The sequence below is a fragment of the Streptomyces sp. NPDC058663 genome (assembly GCF_042716745.1).
GTDB lineage: Bacteria > Actinomycetota > Actinomycetes > Streptomycetales > Streptomycetaceae > Streptomyces.
Genome location: NZ_JBHXRV010000060.1, coordinates 2119 through 15550 on the forward strand (window position 1 = coordinate 2119; position 13432 = coordinate 15550).

The window sequence follows — 13432 nt, forward strand, 5'->3', positions numbered from 1 at the left end:
GGGCCCCGCCCGTTCGTGGGTTGGTGCGGGGGGGCGGGCCCGGGCGGGGGGGGGGGTGCGCCCCCCCCCGCGCCCGGCGCCGCCGACCGGCTGGTGTCAGCAGCAGTCATCGGTGCTTCCTAGTTCCAGCCCTTGAGGAGCTTGCGGTACGACTCGCCGGTGGTCTTCACGCCCGCCTCGGGCGTGGTCTGGCCGGTGAGGACCTTGGTGTACTCGGTGACCAGCGGGGCGAACAGGCTGCCGGTCTCCGGGATCCACGGGCGCTCGACGGCCTTGTCGACGACCGGCTTGAAGAACGTGACGATCTCGTTCTTGGCGACCTCGGGCTGCGAGTAGACCGCGGTGCGGGTCGGGAGCAGGTTGAGCTCCTTGGTGACCTGCGCCTGTACCTCGGGCGAGGACATGTACTCGACGAAGGCGTAGGAGGCGTCCAGGTTCTTGGAGCCCGCGTACACGGCGAGGTTGTGGCCGCCCTGCGGGGCGCCCTGTCCGGCGGAACCGGCCGGGACCGGGGCGATGCCCAGGTTGGACTTGTCCTTGAACTGGTCACCGGCGTAGGTGTCGGCGATCGCCCACGGGCCGTTGATCATCATCGCGACGTCGCCGGACTTGAACGCCTTCTGCATGTTGTCGAAGCCGTCGGTGGCGTCGGTCCTGGCGGCCCCGGAGGTCACCAGGTCCTTGGCGACGTTCATCGCCTTGACGCCGGCCGGGCCGTCGATGGTGACCTTCTTGTTCTTGGCGTCGACCAGGTCGCCGCCCTCGCCGTAGAGGAAGGAGAGGAACCAGTACGCGTCGTCGCCGCGCAGGTACATGCCGGTCTTGCCGGTCTTCACCTTGATCTTCTTCGCGGCGGTCTTCAGCTCGTCGATGGTCTTCGGCACCTCGACGCCCGCGTCCTTGAGCATCTTCTTGTTGTAGAAGATGCCCATGGAGTCGATGACCTGCGGGACGGCGTAGGTCTTGTCCTTGTACTTCGTGGAGGCCGCGGCCTGCTTCAGGAAGTCGCCCTCGTTCTTCAGGGCGGTGGTGCCGTCCAGCGGGGCCAGGTAGCCGAGGTCCGCGAAGTCGGGGGTCCAGGCGACCTCGGCGCGGATCACGTCCGGGGCTCCGGCGCCGGCCTGTGCGGCGTTCTTGAACTTGTTCTGGGCGTCGCCGAAGGGCACGTTGACGTACTTGACGGCGACCTTGGGGTGCTTCTTCTTGAAGTCCTCGGCGATCTTCTTGAAGACCTTGTCCTCGCTGCCGACGGTGGAGGTGTCCCACCAGGTGACCTCGCCGGCGAGCTCGCCGCCCGAGCCCTTGGTCTGACCGCTGTCACTGTCGCCGCTGCACGCGGTCGCCGCGAGCGCCAGCGTCGCGACCAGGGCGGTGGCTGCTATGCCACGTCGCATCTGAACTCCTTCAACTGCCGTACCGCTCCGTCGCGGCGCCGGGTCGTCAGGAACGTAACAAGCCTGAAAGAAGTCCGAAAGAGTTTGCGTGAAATTTCTGCAAGGGGGGTCGATCGTTACGTCCGCGTGTCCTCCGGGTTGCCCTCCGCTCCCCTTGTCCCGCACGCCGGAGCCGTGACAGGGCGGCTGTACGGGGTGCGGCAGGGCGTTCGCAAGAAATTGCAAGACTGTCATTCCCGAGGAGGGATCCGGGTCCGCCGGACCCGGCGGCCGTCCCCCTTCCGGCCGAATCCTGCGCCTGGTGGGCAAGGGGACAGGAGCCCGGTAAGGTCCCACATCATGACCGCACGGCTAGCCGACATCGCAGCCCAGGCGGGGGTCAGCGAAGCGACGGTCAGCCGGGTCCTCAACGGCAAGCCGGGTGTTGCCTCGGCCACCCGCGAATCCGTACTCGCCGCTCTCGACGTCCTCGGGTACGAGCGACCGGTCCGGCTGCGCCGGCTCAGCGCCGGCCTCGTCGGGCTGATCACCCCCGAGCTGGAGAACCCGATCTTTCCCGCGCTCGCGCAGGTGATCGGCCAGGCCCTGACCCGCCAGGGCTACACCCCGGTGCTCGCCACCCAGACCCCGGGCGGCTCCACCGAGGACGAGCTCACGGAGATGCTCGTCGCCCGCGGCGTCTCCGGCATCATCTTCGTCTCCGGTCTCCACGCGGACACCACGGCGGACACGCAGCGCTACGAGCAGCTGCGCGCGCAGGGCGTTCCCTTCGTCCTGGTGGACGGGTTCTCGCCGAAGGTGCAGGCACCGTTCATCTCACCGGACGACCGCGCCGCGATGCGGCTCGCGGTCACCCACCTCGCGGCGCTGGGCCACACCCGGATAGGGCTGGCCGTCGGGCCGAAGCGGTTCGTGCCCGTGCTCCGCAAGATCGAGGGCTTCCGCGGCAGCATGCAGGAGCGGTTCGGGATGTCCGCCGAGGAGGCGGACGACCTCGTCCAGCATTCCCTCTACACCCTGGAGGGCGGCCAGGCGGCCGCCTCCGCGCTGATCGAGCGGGGCTGCACCGCGGTGGTCTGCGCCAGCGACATGATGGCGCTCGGGGCGATACGGGCGGCCCGCAGGCTGGGTCTCGAGGTGCCGCGCGACATCTCCGTGGTCGGCTTCGACGACTCCCCCCTCATCGCGTTCACCGACCCGCCGCTCACCACCATCCGCAAGCCGGTCACCGCAATGGGGCAGGCGGCGGTCCGGGCCCTGCTGGAAGAGGTCGGCGGGACGCCGGCCCCGCACAGCGAGTTCGTGTTCATGCCGGAACTGGTCGTACGGGGGTCAACCGCCTCAGGACCTCGTCCTTGAGGGGGACCCCGGCCCCCTCTCAAACCCCCCCCGAGGATGATCGGTGCAGGACAACGGTCTGGCAGACTTCCGTCCCATGGGTGAAGCGACCACGAGAACAGAGGCAGGCCGGAGCGCCGTCACCGCGTCACCCGAGGTGAGCGAGGAGGAGACGGCACCGGCCCGGCTCTCGCTCCTGCAGCGGATCCGGTCGCCGCGCAGGCCCCGGTTCTGGTTCGAGATCCTGCTGATCGCGGTCAGCTACTGGATCTATTCGCTCGTCCGCAACGCGGTGCCCGAGCAGAAGGCGAAGGCGCTCGCCAACGCCGACTGGATCTGGAAGACCGAGCAGCAGCTCGGGATCGCCGTGGAGAAGTCCGTCAATCACGCGATCGACTCCGTGACCTGGCTGATCGTCTCGATGAACTACTACTACGCGACGTTGCACTTCCTGGTCACGCTGGGTGTGCTGGTGTGGCTCTACCGGTGGCAGCCCGGCCGGTACGCGGCCTCCAGGACCATCCTCTTCGCCACCACGGGCGTCGCCCTGGTCGGCTACTACCTGTACCCGCTGGCCCCGCCCCGGCTGATGAACGGCGGCGGCTTCGTCGACACGGTGCTGGTCCACCACACCTGGGGCTCGATGGCCTCCGGCGACCTCAAGCACATGACGAACCAGTACGCGGCGATGCCCTCGATGCACATCGGGTGGTCGACCTGGTGCGGGCTGACGATCTTCTTCCTGGCGTCGGCGCCCTGGGCGCGGATCCTCGGGCTGCTGTACCCCACCCTGACCCTGGTCGTCATCGTCGCCACCGCGAACCACTTCTGGCTGGACGCCGTCGGCGGGATCATGTGCCTGGCCTTCGGGTACGCGGTCGCCTTCGCCTGGTACGGCTCGATGCCGCACCGGCTGCCGAAGCTGGTCGCCCCCGGTGGCAGGCCCCCGGGTCCGCTGCCCGCACGCGCCTGACCCCCACCGCCCCGTCCCCGTCCCGGCCGCCGAGCGCCCGCTGCCCGCACGCGCCTCCCCCCCCCGTCCCCGTCCCGGCCGCCGCGCGCCCACCCGCCGCGCGCGCCCGACCCCGCTCCCCTCGCGGCGGGCATGCCCGGGCGTGCGCGGCGGGCGGCGCCCCATAGGCTCGGTACGCGTACCGCACGTACCGAGCGAGAGGGCGGGGAACCGACATGACCGTGCCAGGCCGCCGCAGCAGCACTTTCACGCGTCTCATCCGGCACGGGTTCACCGACCCCTCCACCGCCGAGCGCCTCCTCGACGAGGAGGCGCTCGCCCCCGTCCGCCACGACCCGGTCCTGCTGGACGCCCTGGGTGCGACGGCCGACCCCGACCTCGCCCTGCTCGGGCTCCTGCGGCTGGCGGAGGCCCAGCCGAGCGACGAGGAACGCCAGGACCTCCTGCGCACCCTCGTCTCCGCGAAGCCGTTCCGCGACCGGCTGCTGGGCGTCATGGGCGCCTCCGAGGCACTCGCCGACCACCTCGCCCGGCACCCCGGTGACTGGCACGCGCTGCTCACGTACGAGGCCGCCGACCTGCATCCCGGGGTGGCGGAGTTCGAGCACGGGCTGTCCGGCGCCGACGACCCGGTGACCCTGCGCGTCGCCTACCGCAGGTGCCTGCTGTCGATCGCGGCCCGCGACGTGTGCGGCAGCACCGATGTGGCCCGCACGGCGGCCGAGCTCGCCGACCTCGCGACGGCCACCCTGCGCGCCGCCCTCGCGATCGCCCGCCGGGCCGCCCCCGACGACGACGCGATCTGCCGGCTCGCGGTGATCGCGATGGGCAAGTGCGGCGGTCACGAGCTGAACTACATCTCCGACGTCGACGTCATCTTCGTCGGGGAGGCCGCCGACGGCGCCGACGAGGAGAAGGCGGTACGGGCCGCGACCCGGCTCGCCTCGCACCTGATGCGGATCTGCTCGGAGACCACCGTCGAGGGCACCATCTGGCCGGTGGACGCCAACCTCCGCCCCGAGGGGCGCAACGGCCCCCTGGTCCGCACCCTCTCCAGCCACCTCGCGTACTACCAGCGCTGGGCCAAGACCTGGGAGTTCCAGGCCCTGCTGAAGGCCCGCCCGGTGGCCGGCGACCTCGCCCTCGGCGAGGAGTACGTCGCGGCCCTCTCGCCCCTGGTGTGGCAGGCCGCCGAGCGGGAGAACTTCGTGCCCGACGTGCAGCGGATGCGCCGCCGGGTGGTCGACAACATCCCGCCCGGGCAGCTGGAGCGCGAGCTGAAGCTGGGCCCCGGCGGGCTGCGGGACGTCGAGTTCGCCGTACAGCTGCTCCAGCTGGTGCACGGGCGCAGCGACGCGACGCTGCACAGCGGCAGCACGCTGGAGGCCCTGCGGGCGCTGGCCGACGGGGGGTACGTCGGCCGGGCGGACGCCGCCCAGCTCGACGAGGCGTACCGCTTCCTGCGGCAGATGGAGCACCGCATCCAGCTGTACCGGATGCGCCGCACCCACCTGGTGCCGGAGTCCCAGGCGGATCTGCGCAGGCTGGGGCGTTCGCTCGGGCTGCGCGGCGAGCCGGTCACCGAGCTGCAGAGCGTCTGGAAGCGGCACGCCTCGGTCGTCCGGCGGCTGCACGAGAAGCTCTTCTACCGGCCGCTGCTGGACGCCGTCGCCCAGCTGTCTCCCGGCGAGATCAGGCTGAGCCCGCGCGCGGCCGGCCAGCGTCTGGAGGCGCTCGGGTACGCGGACCCGGTCGGCGCGCTGCGGCACCTGGAGGCGCTGTCCTCGGGGGTCACCCGCAAGGCGGCCATCCAGCGCACCCTGCTGCCGGTGCTGCTGGGCTGGTTCGCGGACTCCGCCGACCCGGACGCGGGACTGCTGGGCTTCCGCAAGGTGTCGGACGCGCTCGGCAAGACCCCGTGGTACCTGCGGCTGCTGCGGGACGAGGGGGCGGCGGCGGAGAACCTCGCCCGGGTGCTCTCCGCCGGGCGGCTCGCCCCCGACCTGCTGCTGCGCGCCCCGGAGGCGGTGGCGATCCTCGGCGATCCCAAGGGGCTCAACCCGCGCGGCCGCGAGCACCTGGAGCAGGAGGTGCTGGCCGCGGTCGGGCGCGCGGACGGGGCCGAGGCGGCGGTGGCGGCGGCGCGCGGGGTACGGCGCAGGGAGCTGTTCCGCACCACCGCCGCCGACATCATCGGCAGTTACGGCACGGAGGAGAGCCCCGCCGAGTCCGACCCGGGGGCACTGGTGGACCGGGTCGGCGACGCGGTGACGGCGCTGAACGCGGCGGCCGTGGCGGGTGCGCTGCGGGCGGCGGTCCGCGAGCAGTGGGGCGACGAGCTGCCCACCCGGTTCGCGGTGATCGGCATGGGCCGTTTCGGCGGGCACGAACTGGGCTACGGCTCCGACGCGGACGTGCTGTTCGTGCACGAGCCGCGCGAGGGCGTGGACGAGCAGGAGGCCGCCCTGGCCGCCAACAAGGTGGTCACCGAGATGCGCAGGCTGCTCCAGCTGCCCACCGCGGACCCGCCGCTGCTGATCGACGCGGATTTGCGCCCGGAGGGCAAGAGCGGACCGCTGGTGCGCACCCTGAACTCCTACGGCGCCTATTACCGGCGCTGGTCGCTGGTCTGGGAGAGCCAGGCGCTGCTGCGGGCGTACCCGATGGCGGGCGATGTGGACCTCGGGCAGCGCTTCATCGAGCTGGTGGACCCGCTGCGGTACCCGATGGAGGGCCTCGGCGAGGACGCGGTCCGGGAGATCCGGCGGCTCAAGGCCCGGATGGAGTCGGAGCGGATGCCGCGCGGCGCGGACGCGACCCTGCACACGAAGCTGGGCCGGGGCGGGCTGAGCGACGTGGAGTGGACGGTGCAGCTGCTGCAGATGCAGCACGGCTGGGCGGAGCCGGGCCTGCGCACCACCCGGACCCGGGAGGCGCTGGCCGCCGCGCACGCGGCGGGCCTGATCCCGACGGAGGAGGCGGCCATCCTCGACGAGGCCTGGGTGCTGGCCACCCGGGTGCGCAACGGCGTGATGCTGGTGCGCGGCCGGGCCGGCGACACCTTCCCCTCGGACGGCCGCGAGCTCGCTGCCATGGGCCGCTACCTGGGGTACGACACCGGCCATGTCGGCGACATGCTGGACGACTACCGCCGCATCACCCGCCGCGCCCGCGCCGTCATGGAGGAACTCTTCTACGGGGCGTGAGGGGTGCGGTGCGTATTGCGGGGGGCGCGGTGCGTATTGCGGGGGGGGTGCTGCCCGTGGAGGGCTCCGGCGCGGTCTGCCGGAGCCGGTGCTAGGCCCCGACCACGCCGTCGATGCCCTCGCGCAGGAAGTCCGCGTGGCCGTTGTGCCGGGCGTACTCATGCAGGAGGTGCAGCATCACCAGCCGCAGCGACACGTCCTCCTCCCACCGGGGGACATAGCCGGTGACGTCCAGGGATGCCGCTTCCCGTTCGATGCGGCGGGAGTGCTCGACCTCCGCCTCCCACGCGGCGAACGCCTCCGCCCGGGTCGAGCCCGACGCGTCGTACGCCTCCTGGAAGTCGCCCTTGTCCGACCAGACGAACGGCAGGTCCAGCTCCTGGTTGATGACGCGCCTGAACCAGGTCCGCTCGACCTCCGCCATGTGCCGCACCAGGCCCAGCAGGGTCAGCGTCGAAGGCGCCGACGACTGCCGCCGCAACTCCTCGTCGGTCAGCCCCTCGCACTTCATGGCGAGGGTGGCCCGGTGGAACTCCAGGAAACCGCGCAGGGTCTCGCGTTCACCGCCGCGCAGTGGCGGGGCCGGGCGCCGGTCGCCGGTGTCCACGGAGCTCAGCCTTCCGTGCGGCGCAGGACGAGGGTGTGGAAGCCGAAGCTGTCGCGGTAGCCGCGCAGCCATTCGGTGCGGTGGACGGCGGACAGGGCGAGCGCGTCCGCGCTGTCCGGGTCCTCGGGGTGGTCCAGGGCCCAGGCGGCCAGCGAGCCCGTCCAGTTCCACTCGTAGTCGTCGAGCTCGTGCCGGGTGGAGAGGTGGCCGTAGACCGGGGTCCAGCCGGCGCCGGTGATGCGGTCGACGGTGTCGGCCAGGTTGTCGTACTCCCCCAGCATCTCGACGGCCTCGGGCGAGGGCGCCGTCAGCCAGTAGGCGTCGCCGATGACGACGCGGCCGCCGCGCGCGAGGTACTGGTGCACCCGCTCCAGCGTCGCCGGCAGGCCGCCGAAGGCGTGCGAGGCGCCGGAGCTGATGATGACGTCGAAGGGCGCGTCCGGCACGAAGGCGGCGGCGTCCGCTTCCAGAAGGGTCAGCCGGTCGCCGACGCCCCGCGCGTCGGCCTGCGCGCGGGCCTCGGCGAGCGCGTTCGCCGCGATGTCGACGCCCACGGCGGTGGTGGCGGGGTGCGCCTCGAGGGCGCGGATCAGCCACTCGGCCTGTCCGCAGCCGAGGTCGAGTATCCGCTCGCCGCCCCGGTCGAGGGCGCGCGCGAGCACGCGGTCGAGGGAGGACTCGTCGAGCGGCGAGGAGATGGGGTGGTGTGCGTGAGCCAGCTGCGAGGCACGGGAACGGTCCATGATCCGCACCCTGCCAGCGAATTGACCCCCTCGCATCCGAATTAGCGCCCACCCCATCGCCCCCGCCCACCCCATCGCCCCCGCCCGCCCCAGGGCCCCGCGGGTCCGGCCGCACCGCGCGGCTGCGGTGACAGCGGAACCGCGCGCGCAGCACCCGCGGGGACAGTGCTACGGCACTACAGCACCGGCAGGTTCTTCCGCAGCTCGAAGGCGGTGACCTCGCTGCGGTACTCCTCCCACTCCTGCTTCTTGTTGCGCAGGAAGAAGTCGAAGACGTGCTCGCCGAGGGTTTCGGCGACCAGTTCGCTGCGTTCCATCAGGTCGATCGCCTCGCCGAGGTTCTGCGGGAGGGGTTCGATGCCCATGGCGCGGCGTTCTGCGTCCGAGAGCGCCCACACGTCGTCGTCGGCGCCCGGCGGGAGTTCGTAGCCCTCCTCGATGCCCTTGAGGCCGGCGGCGAGCAGCACCGCGTACGTGAGGTAGGGGTTGGCGCCGGAGTCGATGGAGCGGACCTCGACGCGCGAGGAGCCGGTCTTGCCGGGCTTGTACATCGGCACCCGGATGAGAGCGGAACGGTTGTTGTGGCCCCAGCAGATGTACGAGGGGGCCTCGCCGCCGGAGCCCGCCGTGCGGGCCGAGCCGCCCCAGATGCGCTTGTAGGAGTTGACCCACTGGTTGGTGACGGCGGAGATCTCTGCGGCGTGCTTGAGCAGGCCGGCGATGAAGGAGCGGCCCACCTTGGACAGCTGGTACTCGGCACCCGACTCGTAGAAGGCGTTGCGGTCGCCCTCGAAGAGGGAGAGGTGGGTGTGCATGCCCGAGCCGGGGAACTCCGAGAACGGCTTGGGCATGAAGGTGGCCTGGACGCCCTGTTCCAGTGCGACCTGCTTCATGACCAGGCGGAACGTCATGATGTTGTCGGCCGTGGAGAGCGCGTCGGCGTAGCGCAGGTCGATCTCCTGCTGGCCGGGGGCGCCCTCGTGGTGGCTGAACTCGACCGAGATGCCCATGGATTCGAGCATGGTGATCGCCTGGCGGCGGAAGTCCATGCCGACGTTCTGCGGGGTGTGGTCGAAGTAGCCGGAGTTGTCGGCGGGGACGGGCTTGGATCCGTCCAGCGGCTTGTCCTTGAGAAGGAAGAACTCGATCTCGGGATGGGTGTAGAAGGTGAAGCCGAGGTCGGAGGTCTTGTTCAGGATGCGCTTGAGTACGTAGCGGGGGTCGGCGAAGGACGGCGAGCCGTCCGGCATCAGGATGTCGCAGAACATCCGGGCCGTGCCGGGGGCTTCCGCGCGCCACGGGAGGATCTGGAAGGTGCTGGGGTCCGGCTTGGCGATCATGTCGGACTCGTAGACCCGGGCGAACCCCTCGATGGCGGAGCCGTCGAAGCCGATGCCCTCGTCGAAGGCCTGCTCCAGCTCGGCCGGCGCCACGGCGACCGATTTCAGGAAGCCCAGCACATCGGTGAACCACAGGCGTACGAAGCGGATGTCCCGCTCCTCCAACGTACGGAGCACGAATTCCTGCTGCTTGTCCATTTTCACTTCCCTTTTGCTGGTCAGGCCGCCTGCTCCCACGCCTCGGGACACACTGGGGGCTCCCAGCATCCCACCACACGGTTTCGGGCAGGTTGCGTACCGCCCCTCGTCGCGGCGCCGCGGGTGTGCGGCGTGCTGGTCACGGGCCCGGTGAGAGGTTCCGTCCGGTTGCCTGGTGACGTACGGCGAGGGGGCCGTTACGATCCCCCCTCATGGGGGGCTTACGGCACACCCGCAACAGTCGCATCAGGCGCCACGGGCACCTGGGGCGCATTGCGCGCACCACGGGCATCGCGCGCGTCAGGCGTGGCGTGGCGCTCCTGTGTGCCTCGGCCGCCCTCTTCGGCGCGCTCCTGGTCTGCCTGGGGCCGGTTGCCGCCCTGGCCGACGGCGGGCCGCACACCGCGGCACCTTCCCCGGCCGTCGCCTACAACTGCCCCTATGAGCAGGGGCATTGCGGTGTCCTCGCGCATCTGGCCCCCGCGATACTGACCGCGCCGCCGCAGGATGCCCCGCCGGGTGCGCTCGCGCTCCCGGTACGGCGGGAGGAGGCCGCCGGGCCTGCTGGGGTGCGGCGCGGCGGCGAGGCCCGGGCCCGCGCGCCGGGGCGGCATGTGCTTCAGGTGCTGCGGAGGTAGGAGAGGTTCCCGTGCGCCGGGCTCCCGCTCTCCCTTTCCTGACCTCCGTTTCACGTTAAGGATGCTGCCACTCATGTCTGCCACCACTTCCCGCAAGGCCCGGATAGAGGAGATGCGGCGCGCCGAGAAGGCCCGCGAGCGCCGCAACAAGCTGATCGCCCTGGTCACCGGCGGTGCCGTGCTCGCCGGGCTGATCGGCTTCGGGGCGTACGTCTTCATGAAGGAGTCCGACAAGAAGGACTCCGAGGCCGCCGCGGCGAAGGCCCCCATCAGGGACGAGAAGGTCTGGGACGCCAAGAAGCTGGGCCGCAAGCACGTCACCAAGGAGGTCGGCTACCCGATGACCCCGCCGGTCGGCGGCGACCACCACCAGGCCTGGATGAACTGTCAGGGCGACGTCTACGCGAAGCCGGTCCCCAACAAGCACGCCGTCCACTCGCTGGAGCACGGCGCGGTCTGGGTGACCTACAACGACAAGGCGCCCAAGGGCGAGATCGACAAGCTGGCGAAGAAGGTGGCGAAGACCCAGTACTCGCTGATGAGCCCGGTGAAGGAGCAGGCCGGGGCGATCATGCTGAGCGCGTGGGGCAAGCAGGTCACGGTGACCGGCGCGGACGACCCGCGGGTCAATCAGTTCTTCACCCGGTACGTGATGGGCCCGCAGACCCCCGAGCCGGGAGCGGCCTGCTCGAACGGCCTGACGCTGGACACGGTGGGCCAGGAGTGAGCCGGTCCCTGTGGAGCGCCGTGGGGGCCGTGGTGTTCGCCCTGGTGGTGGCGGTGGGCGCGGTGGTCGTGACCCGGGCGGCCTCCGCACCGGCGCCCGGCACCTCGGACGTGTCGCCCGCCGCGTCCAGCACGTCCGCGGTGCCCGGCGGGAGTTCGGCGGACGCCGGGTTCGCCAGGGACATGGCGGCCCATCACCAGCAGGCCGTGGAGATGTCGTTCGTCGTACGGGACCGGACGCGCGACGCGGACGTACGGCGCCTCGCGTACGACATCGCCAATACTCAGGCCAATCAGCGCGGCATGCTGCTGGGCTGGCTGGACCTGTGGGGCCTGCCGAAGATCGCGTCTCCCGACGTGCCCGCGATGGGGTGGATGGGGCACGCGGACCACGCGGGTGTCCCGGAGCCGAAGGAGGACGGGCTGATGCCGGGCATGGCGACCCGGGCGGAGCTGGCGGCGCTGGGCCGGGCAAGCGGGAAGCAGGCCGAGATCCAGTACCTGCGGCTGATGACCACCCACCACCGGGGCGGGGTGGCGATGGCGCAGGGCTGCGCCAAGCTGTGCACGGTGCCGGCGGAGCGGGCCCTCGCGCAGGGGATGGCCGACGCGCAGCAGTCCGAACTGGACCTGATGGACACCATGCTGAAGGAGCGGGGCGCCGGGGGCGGCGAACGGTAGGGCTGCTGTCCGGGGTGGGGTGAAGGGCGTCCGGGGCCGCCCGCGCACCGGTGGTGCGTGCGTGTCATCCGTCCGCTCCCGCCTCCCAGGTGATGCGGGGCGGGCGGACCGCCGCGCACAGCGGTCCGCCCCGGTCGTCGGTGAGGCCGAACCGGCCCACCGCCGTGCCGCCTGCGAGCAGCCCGGCGGGCAGGTCGGCGAAGAAGACCTTGGCCCGGCGGAACATGGCGAACTCCCCGCCCTTCGGCAGCTCGCCCCAGGTCAGGTAGAAGAAGCGCTCCCCGGGTCGCCCCTGCACGAACGGGCCCCTGAAGTCCGGCTCTCCGTCCCGCCCGGTCACCACCTGGACGGGCAGGTCCCACCGCGCCCCGGCCGCGTCGCCCGGCACCGGATGGTAGGGCTCGCGGCCTCGCTGCACCGCCACGTGCACGTCCCTGAACTCCTCGAAGGCGCGCCCGGGCAGGTCGGTGCCGATGATCCGCACCGTCAGCGAGGTCGGCTCCGCCGTTTCCTTCGGTCCCTTGTGGTGAGTCATGGCTCCATGGCACCACGCGGGTCGGACAATCGCCCGTGAGCAGGCACGACGTTGCGTGCCAAGCGGCGGGAGCACCCGTCACGCGGTCCGCAGTACCGCCGCCGCGACCGCGTCAGGACAGTCCAGCATCACCAAGTGCCCGGCGGGAGCGACGGGTTCGAAGCGGGCGTCGAGCAGGTCCGCCAGATCGCGCTGGCGCTCCAGCCACCGTACGGAGAACCGGCCCGGATGCCCGTCGTACCCGGGCACGACGGTGACCGGGGCTCCGGCGGGGAGCGGGTGGGTGGCGCGCAGCGCGTTGAGTTCGGCGGCCACCGCCCGGTAGTGGGTGTTCTCCAGGAGTGCCCCGTCGAGCACCCGCGCCGTGCGGTAGGTGCGGCGTACCAGCGCGGAGGGGGCCGGATCGGCGGCCCCGCCCGCGCGGGAGGCGCGGACCACCGCCCGCCGGGTCGCGGGGCCCAGCGCGGCCGGTGCCCCGGCCGCGGTCAGCACGGCCGCCAGGCCCCGGGCGAGCGCCGTACGGACGGCGGGCGCCGCGGGCACGCGCGCGTGGGGCTCGACGCTGGAGTCCAGCAGTACCACCCCCGCGGTGCGCTCCGGGTGGATCCTGGCGAACGCCTCCGCGTGGAATCCGGCGATCGAGTGGCCGACGACGGTGACGGGGCCCGCGGCAACGCCGTCCCGTACGAGCGCGTCGAGCAGGGCGGCGATGCGGTGCGCCTCGCCCGCCGCGGTGGGCGGGACGACGGCGGGCGCCGAGAGGCCGTGGCCCGGCCGGTCGAACCTGACCACCGTGCGGTGCGGTGCGAGCAGCCGCACCACGGGATCCCAGTCGAACCAGCTCATCGCGAGCCCCGCGCTCAGCACGCACACCGGGCCGGCGCCCTCGACGACCACGTGGTGCACGACCCCGCCGATCCTCACGAACCGCCCCCTGTCCTGGTCCGCCCCCGCATTCCTGCCTGCTCCTGCACGCGCATCCGTCATGGGGACAGCCTCTCTCGCGCCCCACCGACCGCGCGAGCACCGCCGATCGGATCGCCACCAGCACCC

The 13432-nt window shown here is 72.0% G+C and carries 12 protein-coding genes; 6 read left to right on the forward strand and 6 right to left on the reverse strand.

All coding sequences use genetic code 11. The features are described from left to right. Positions 1 to 119 precede the first annotated feature (119 nt). Positions 120 to 1394 carry an extracellular solute-binding protein gene (locus ACFWVV_RS32665; protein ID WP_384344987.1) on the reverse strand — a complete coding sequence of 425 codons (1275 nt, stop codon included), beginning with the start codon at positions 1392 to 1394 and terminating at the stop codon, positions 120 to 122. Between the two features lie 339 nt (positions 1395 to 1733). Between ACFWVV_RS32665 and ACFWVV_RS32670 the strand changes: the two genes are divergently transcribed. The 3 genes from ACFWVV_RS32670 to ACFWVV_RS32680 all read left to right on the forward strand — a co-directional run bounded on the left by ACFWVV_RS32670 (position 1734) and on the right by ACFWVV_RS32680 (position 6911). After that, the gene (locus ACFWVV_RS32670) at positions 1734 to 2753 is read left to right on the forward strand and encodes a LacI family DNA-binding transcriptional regulator (RefSeq protein ID WP_384344990.1); all 1020 of its coding nucleotides are present in this window, start codon (positions 1734 to 1736) and stop codon (positions 2751 to 2753) included. A 76-nt stretch (positions 2754 to 2829) separates the two neighbouring features. Beyond that, complete coding sequence (locus tag ACFWVV_RS32675; RefSeq protein ID WP_384344993.1) at positions 2830 to 3705, forward strand: phosphatase PAP2 family protein; 876 nt, start codon at positions 2830 to 2832, stop codon at positions 3703 to 3705. A gap of 215 nt (positions 3706 to 3920) precedes the next feature. Next, complete coding sequence (locus ACFWVV_RS32680; protein WP_384344996.1) at positions 3921 to 6911, forward strand: bifunctional [glutamine synthetase] adenylyltransferase/[glutamine synthetase]-adenylyl-L-tyrosine phosphorylase; 2991 nt, start codon at positions 3921 to 3923, stop codon at positions 6909 to 6911. A gap of 91 nt (positions 6912 to 7002) precedes the next feature. Here the strand turns inward: ACFWVV_RS32680 and ACFWVV_RS32685 are convergent, their stop codons facing one another. The 3 genes from ACFWVV_RS32685 to ACFWVV_RS32695 all read right to left on the reverse strand — a co-directional run bounded on the left by ACFWVV_RS32685 (position 7003) and on the right by ACFWVV_RS32695 (position 9799). Beyond that, entirely contained in the window at positions 7003 to 7518 is a 516-nt protein-coding gene (locus tag ACFWVV_RS32685; protein ID WP_384344998.1) for a DinB family protein, read from the reverse strand. A gap of 5 nt (positions 7519 to 7523) precedes the next feature. Further along, on the reverse strand, positions 7524 to 8261 hold the full coding sequence (locus ACFWVV_RS32690) for an SAM-dependent methyltransferase (protein ID WP_384345001.1): 738 nt from the start codon (positions 8259 to 8261) through the stop codon (positions 7524 to 7526). A 176-nt stretch (positions 8262 to 8437) separates the two neighbouring features. After that, positions 8438 to 9799 carry a glutamine synthetase family protein gene (locus ACFWVV_RS32695; RefSeq protein ID WP_384345004.1) on the reverse strand — a complete coding sequence of 454 codons (1362 nt, stop codon included), beginning with the start codon at positions 9797 to 9799 and terminating at the stop codon, positions 8438 to 8440. Positions 9800 to 10110: 311 nt separating this feature from the next. On the opposite strand from ACFWVV_RS32695, the gene ACFWVV_RS32700 reads away from it, so the two are divergent. From ACFWVV_RS32700 to ACFWVV_RS32710, 3 genes are all read left to right on the forward strand, one after another. Next, positions 10111 to 10437, forward strand: a complete 327-nt coding sequence (locus tag ACFWVV_RS32700) for a hypothetical protein (RefSeq protein ID WP_384345007.1) — start codon at positions 10111 to 10113, stop codon at positions 10435 to 10437. Between the two features lie 73 nt (positions 10438 to 10510). After that, a complete protein-coding gene (locus ACFWVV_RS32705) occupies positions 10511 to 11164 on the forward strand; it encodes a DUF3105 domain-containing protein (protein WP_384345010.1) in 654 nt (217 codons plus the stop codon). After that, positions 11161 to 11844: a DUF305 domain-containing protein gene (locus tag ACFWVV_RS32710; RefSeq protein ID WP_384345013.1), complete on the forward strand. Its 684-nt coding sequence runs from the start codon at positions 11161 to 11163 to the stop codon at positions 11842 to 11844. The genes ACFWVV_RS32705 and ACFWVV_RS32710 overlap by 4 nt, the downstream gene beginning before the upstream one ends. A gap of 64 nt (positions 11845 to 11908) precedes the next feature. On the opposite strand, the gene ACFWVV_RS32715 is transcribed toward ACFWVV_RS32710, so the two are convergent. Continuing rightward, positions 11909 to 12379 carry a DUF5990 family protein gene (locus ACFWVV_RS32715; protein WP_384345016.1) on the reverse strand — a complete coding sequence of 157 codons (471 nt, stop codon included), beginning with the start codon at positions 12377 to 12379 and terminating at the stop codon, positions 11909 to 11911. Positions 12380 to 12457: 78 nt separating this feature from the next. Then, entirely contained in the window at positions 12458 to 13366 is a 909-nt protein-coding gene (locus tag ACFWVV_RS32720; protein WP_384345019.1) for an alpha/beta fold hydrolase, read from the reverse strand. Positions 13367 to 13432 lie beyond the last annotated feature (66 nt).

Bases quoted from the DNA above. Each gene is read 5' to 3' on its own strand.
- ACFWVV_RS32690 (WP_384345001.1), bottom strand. From the start codon at position 8,261: ATGGACCGTTCCCGTGCCTCGCAGCTGGCTCACGCACACCACCCCATC.
- ACFWVV_RS32720 (WP_384345019.1), bottom strand. From the start codon at position 13,366: ATGACGGATGCGCGTGCAGGAGCAGGCAGGAATGCGGGGGCGGACCAG.
- ACFWVV_RS32680 (WP_384344996.1), top strand. From the start codon at position 3,921: ATGACCGTGCCAGGCCGCCGCAGCAGCACTTTCACGCGTCTCATCCGG.
- ACFWVV_RS32695 (WP_384345004.1), bottom strand. From the start codon at position 9,799: ATGGACAAGCAGCAGGAATTCGTGCTCCGTACGTTGGAGGAGCGGGAC.
- ACFWVV_RS32675 (WP_384344993.1), top strand. From the start codon at position 2,830: ATGGGTGAAGCGACCACGAGAACAGAGGCAGGCCGGAGCGCCGTCACC.
- ACFWVV_RS32670 (WP_384344990.1), top strand. From the start codon at position 1,734: ATGACCGCACGGCTAGCCGACATCGCAGCCCAGGCGGGGGTCAGCGAA.
- ACFWVV_RS32705 (WP_384345010.1), top strand. From the start codon at position 10,511: ATGTCTGCCACCACTTCCCGCAAGGCCCGGATAGAGGAGATGCGGCGC.
- ACFWVV_RS32715 (WP_384345016.1), bottom strand. From the start codon at position 12,379: ATGACTCACCACAAGGGACCGAAGGAAACGGCGGAGCCGACCTCGCTG.
- ACFWVV_RS32665 (WP_384344987.1), bottom strand. From the start codon at position 1,394: ATGCGACGTGGCATAGCAGCCACCGCCCTGGTCGCGACGCTGGCGCTC.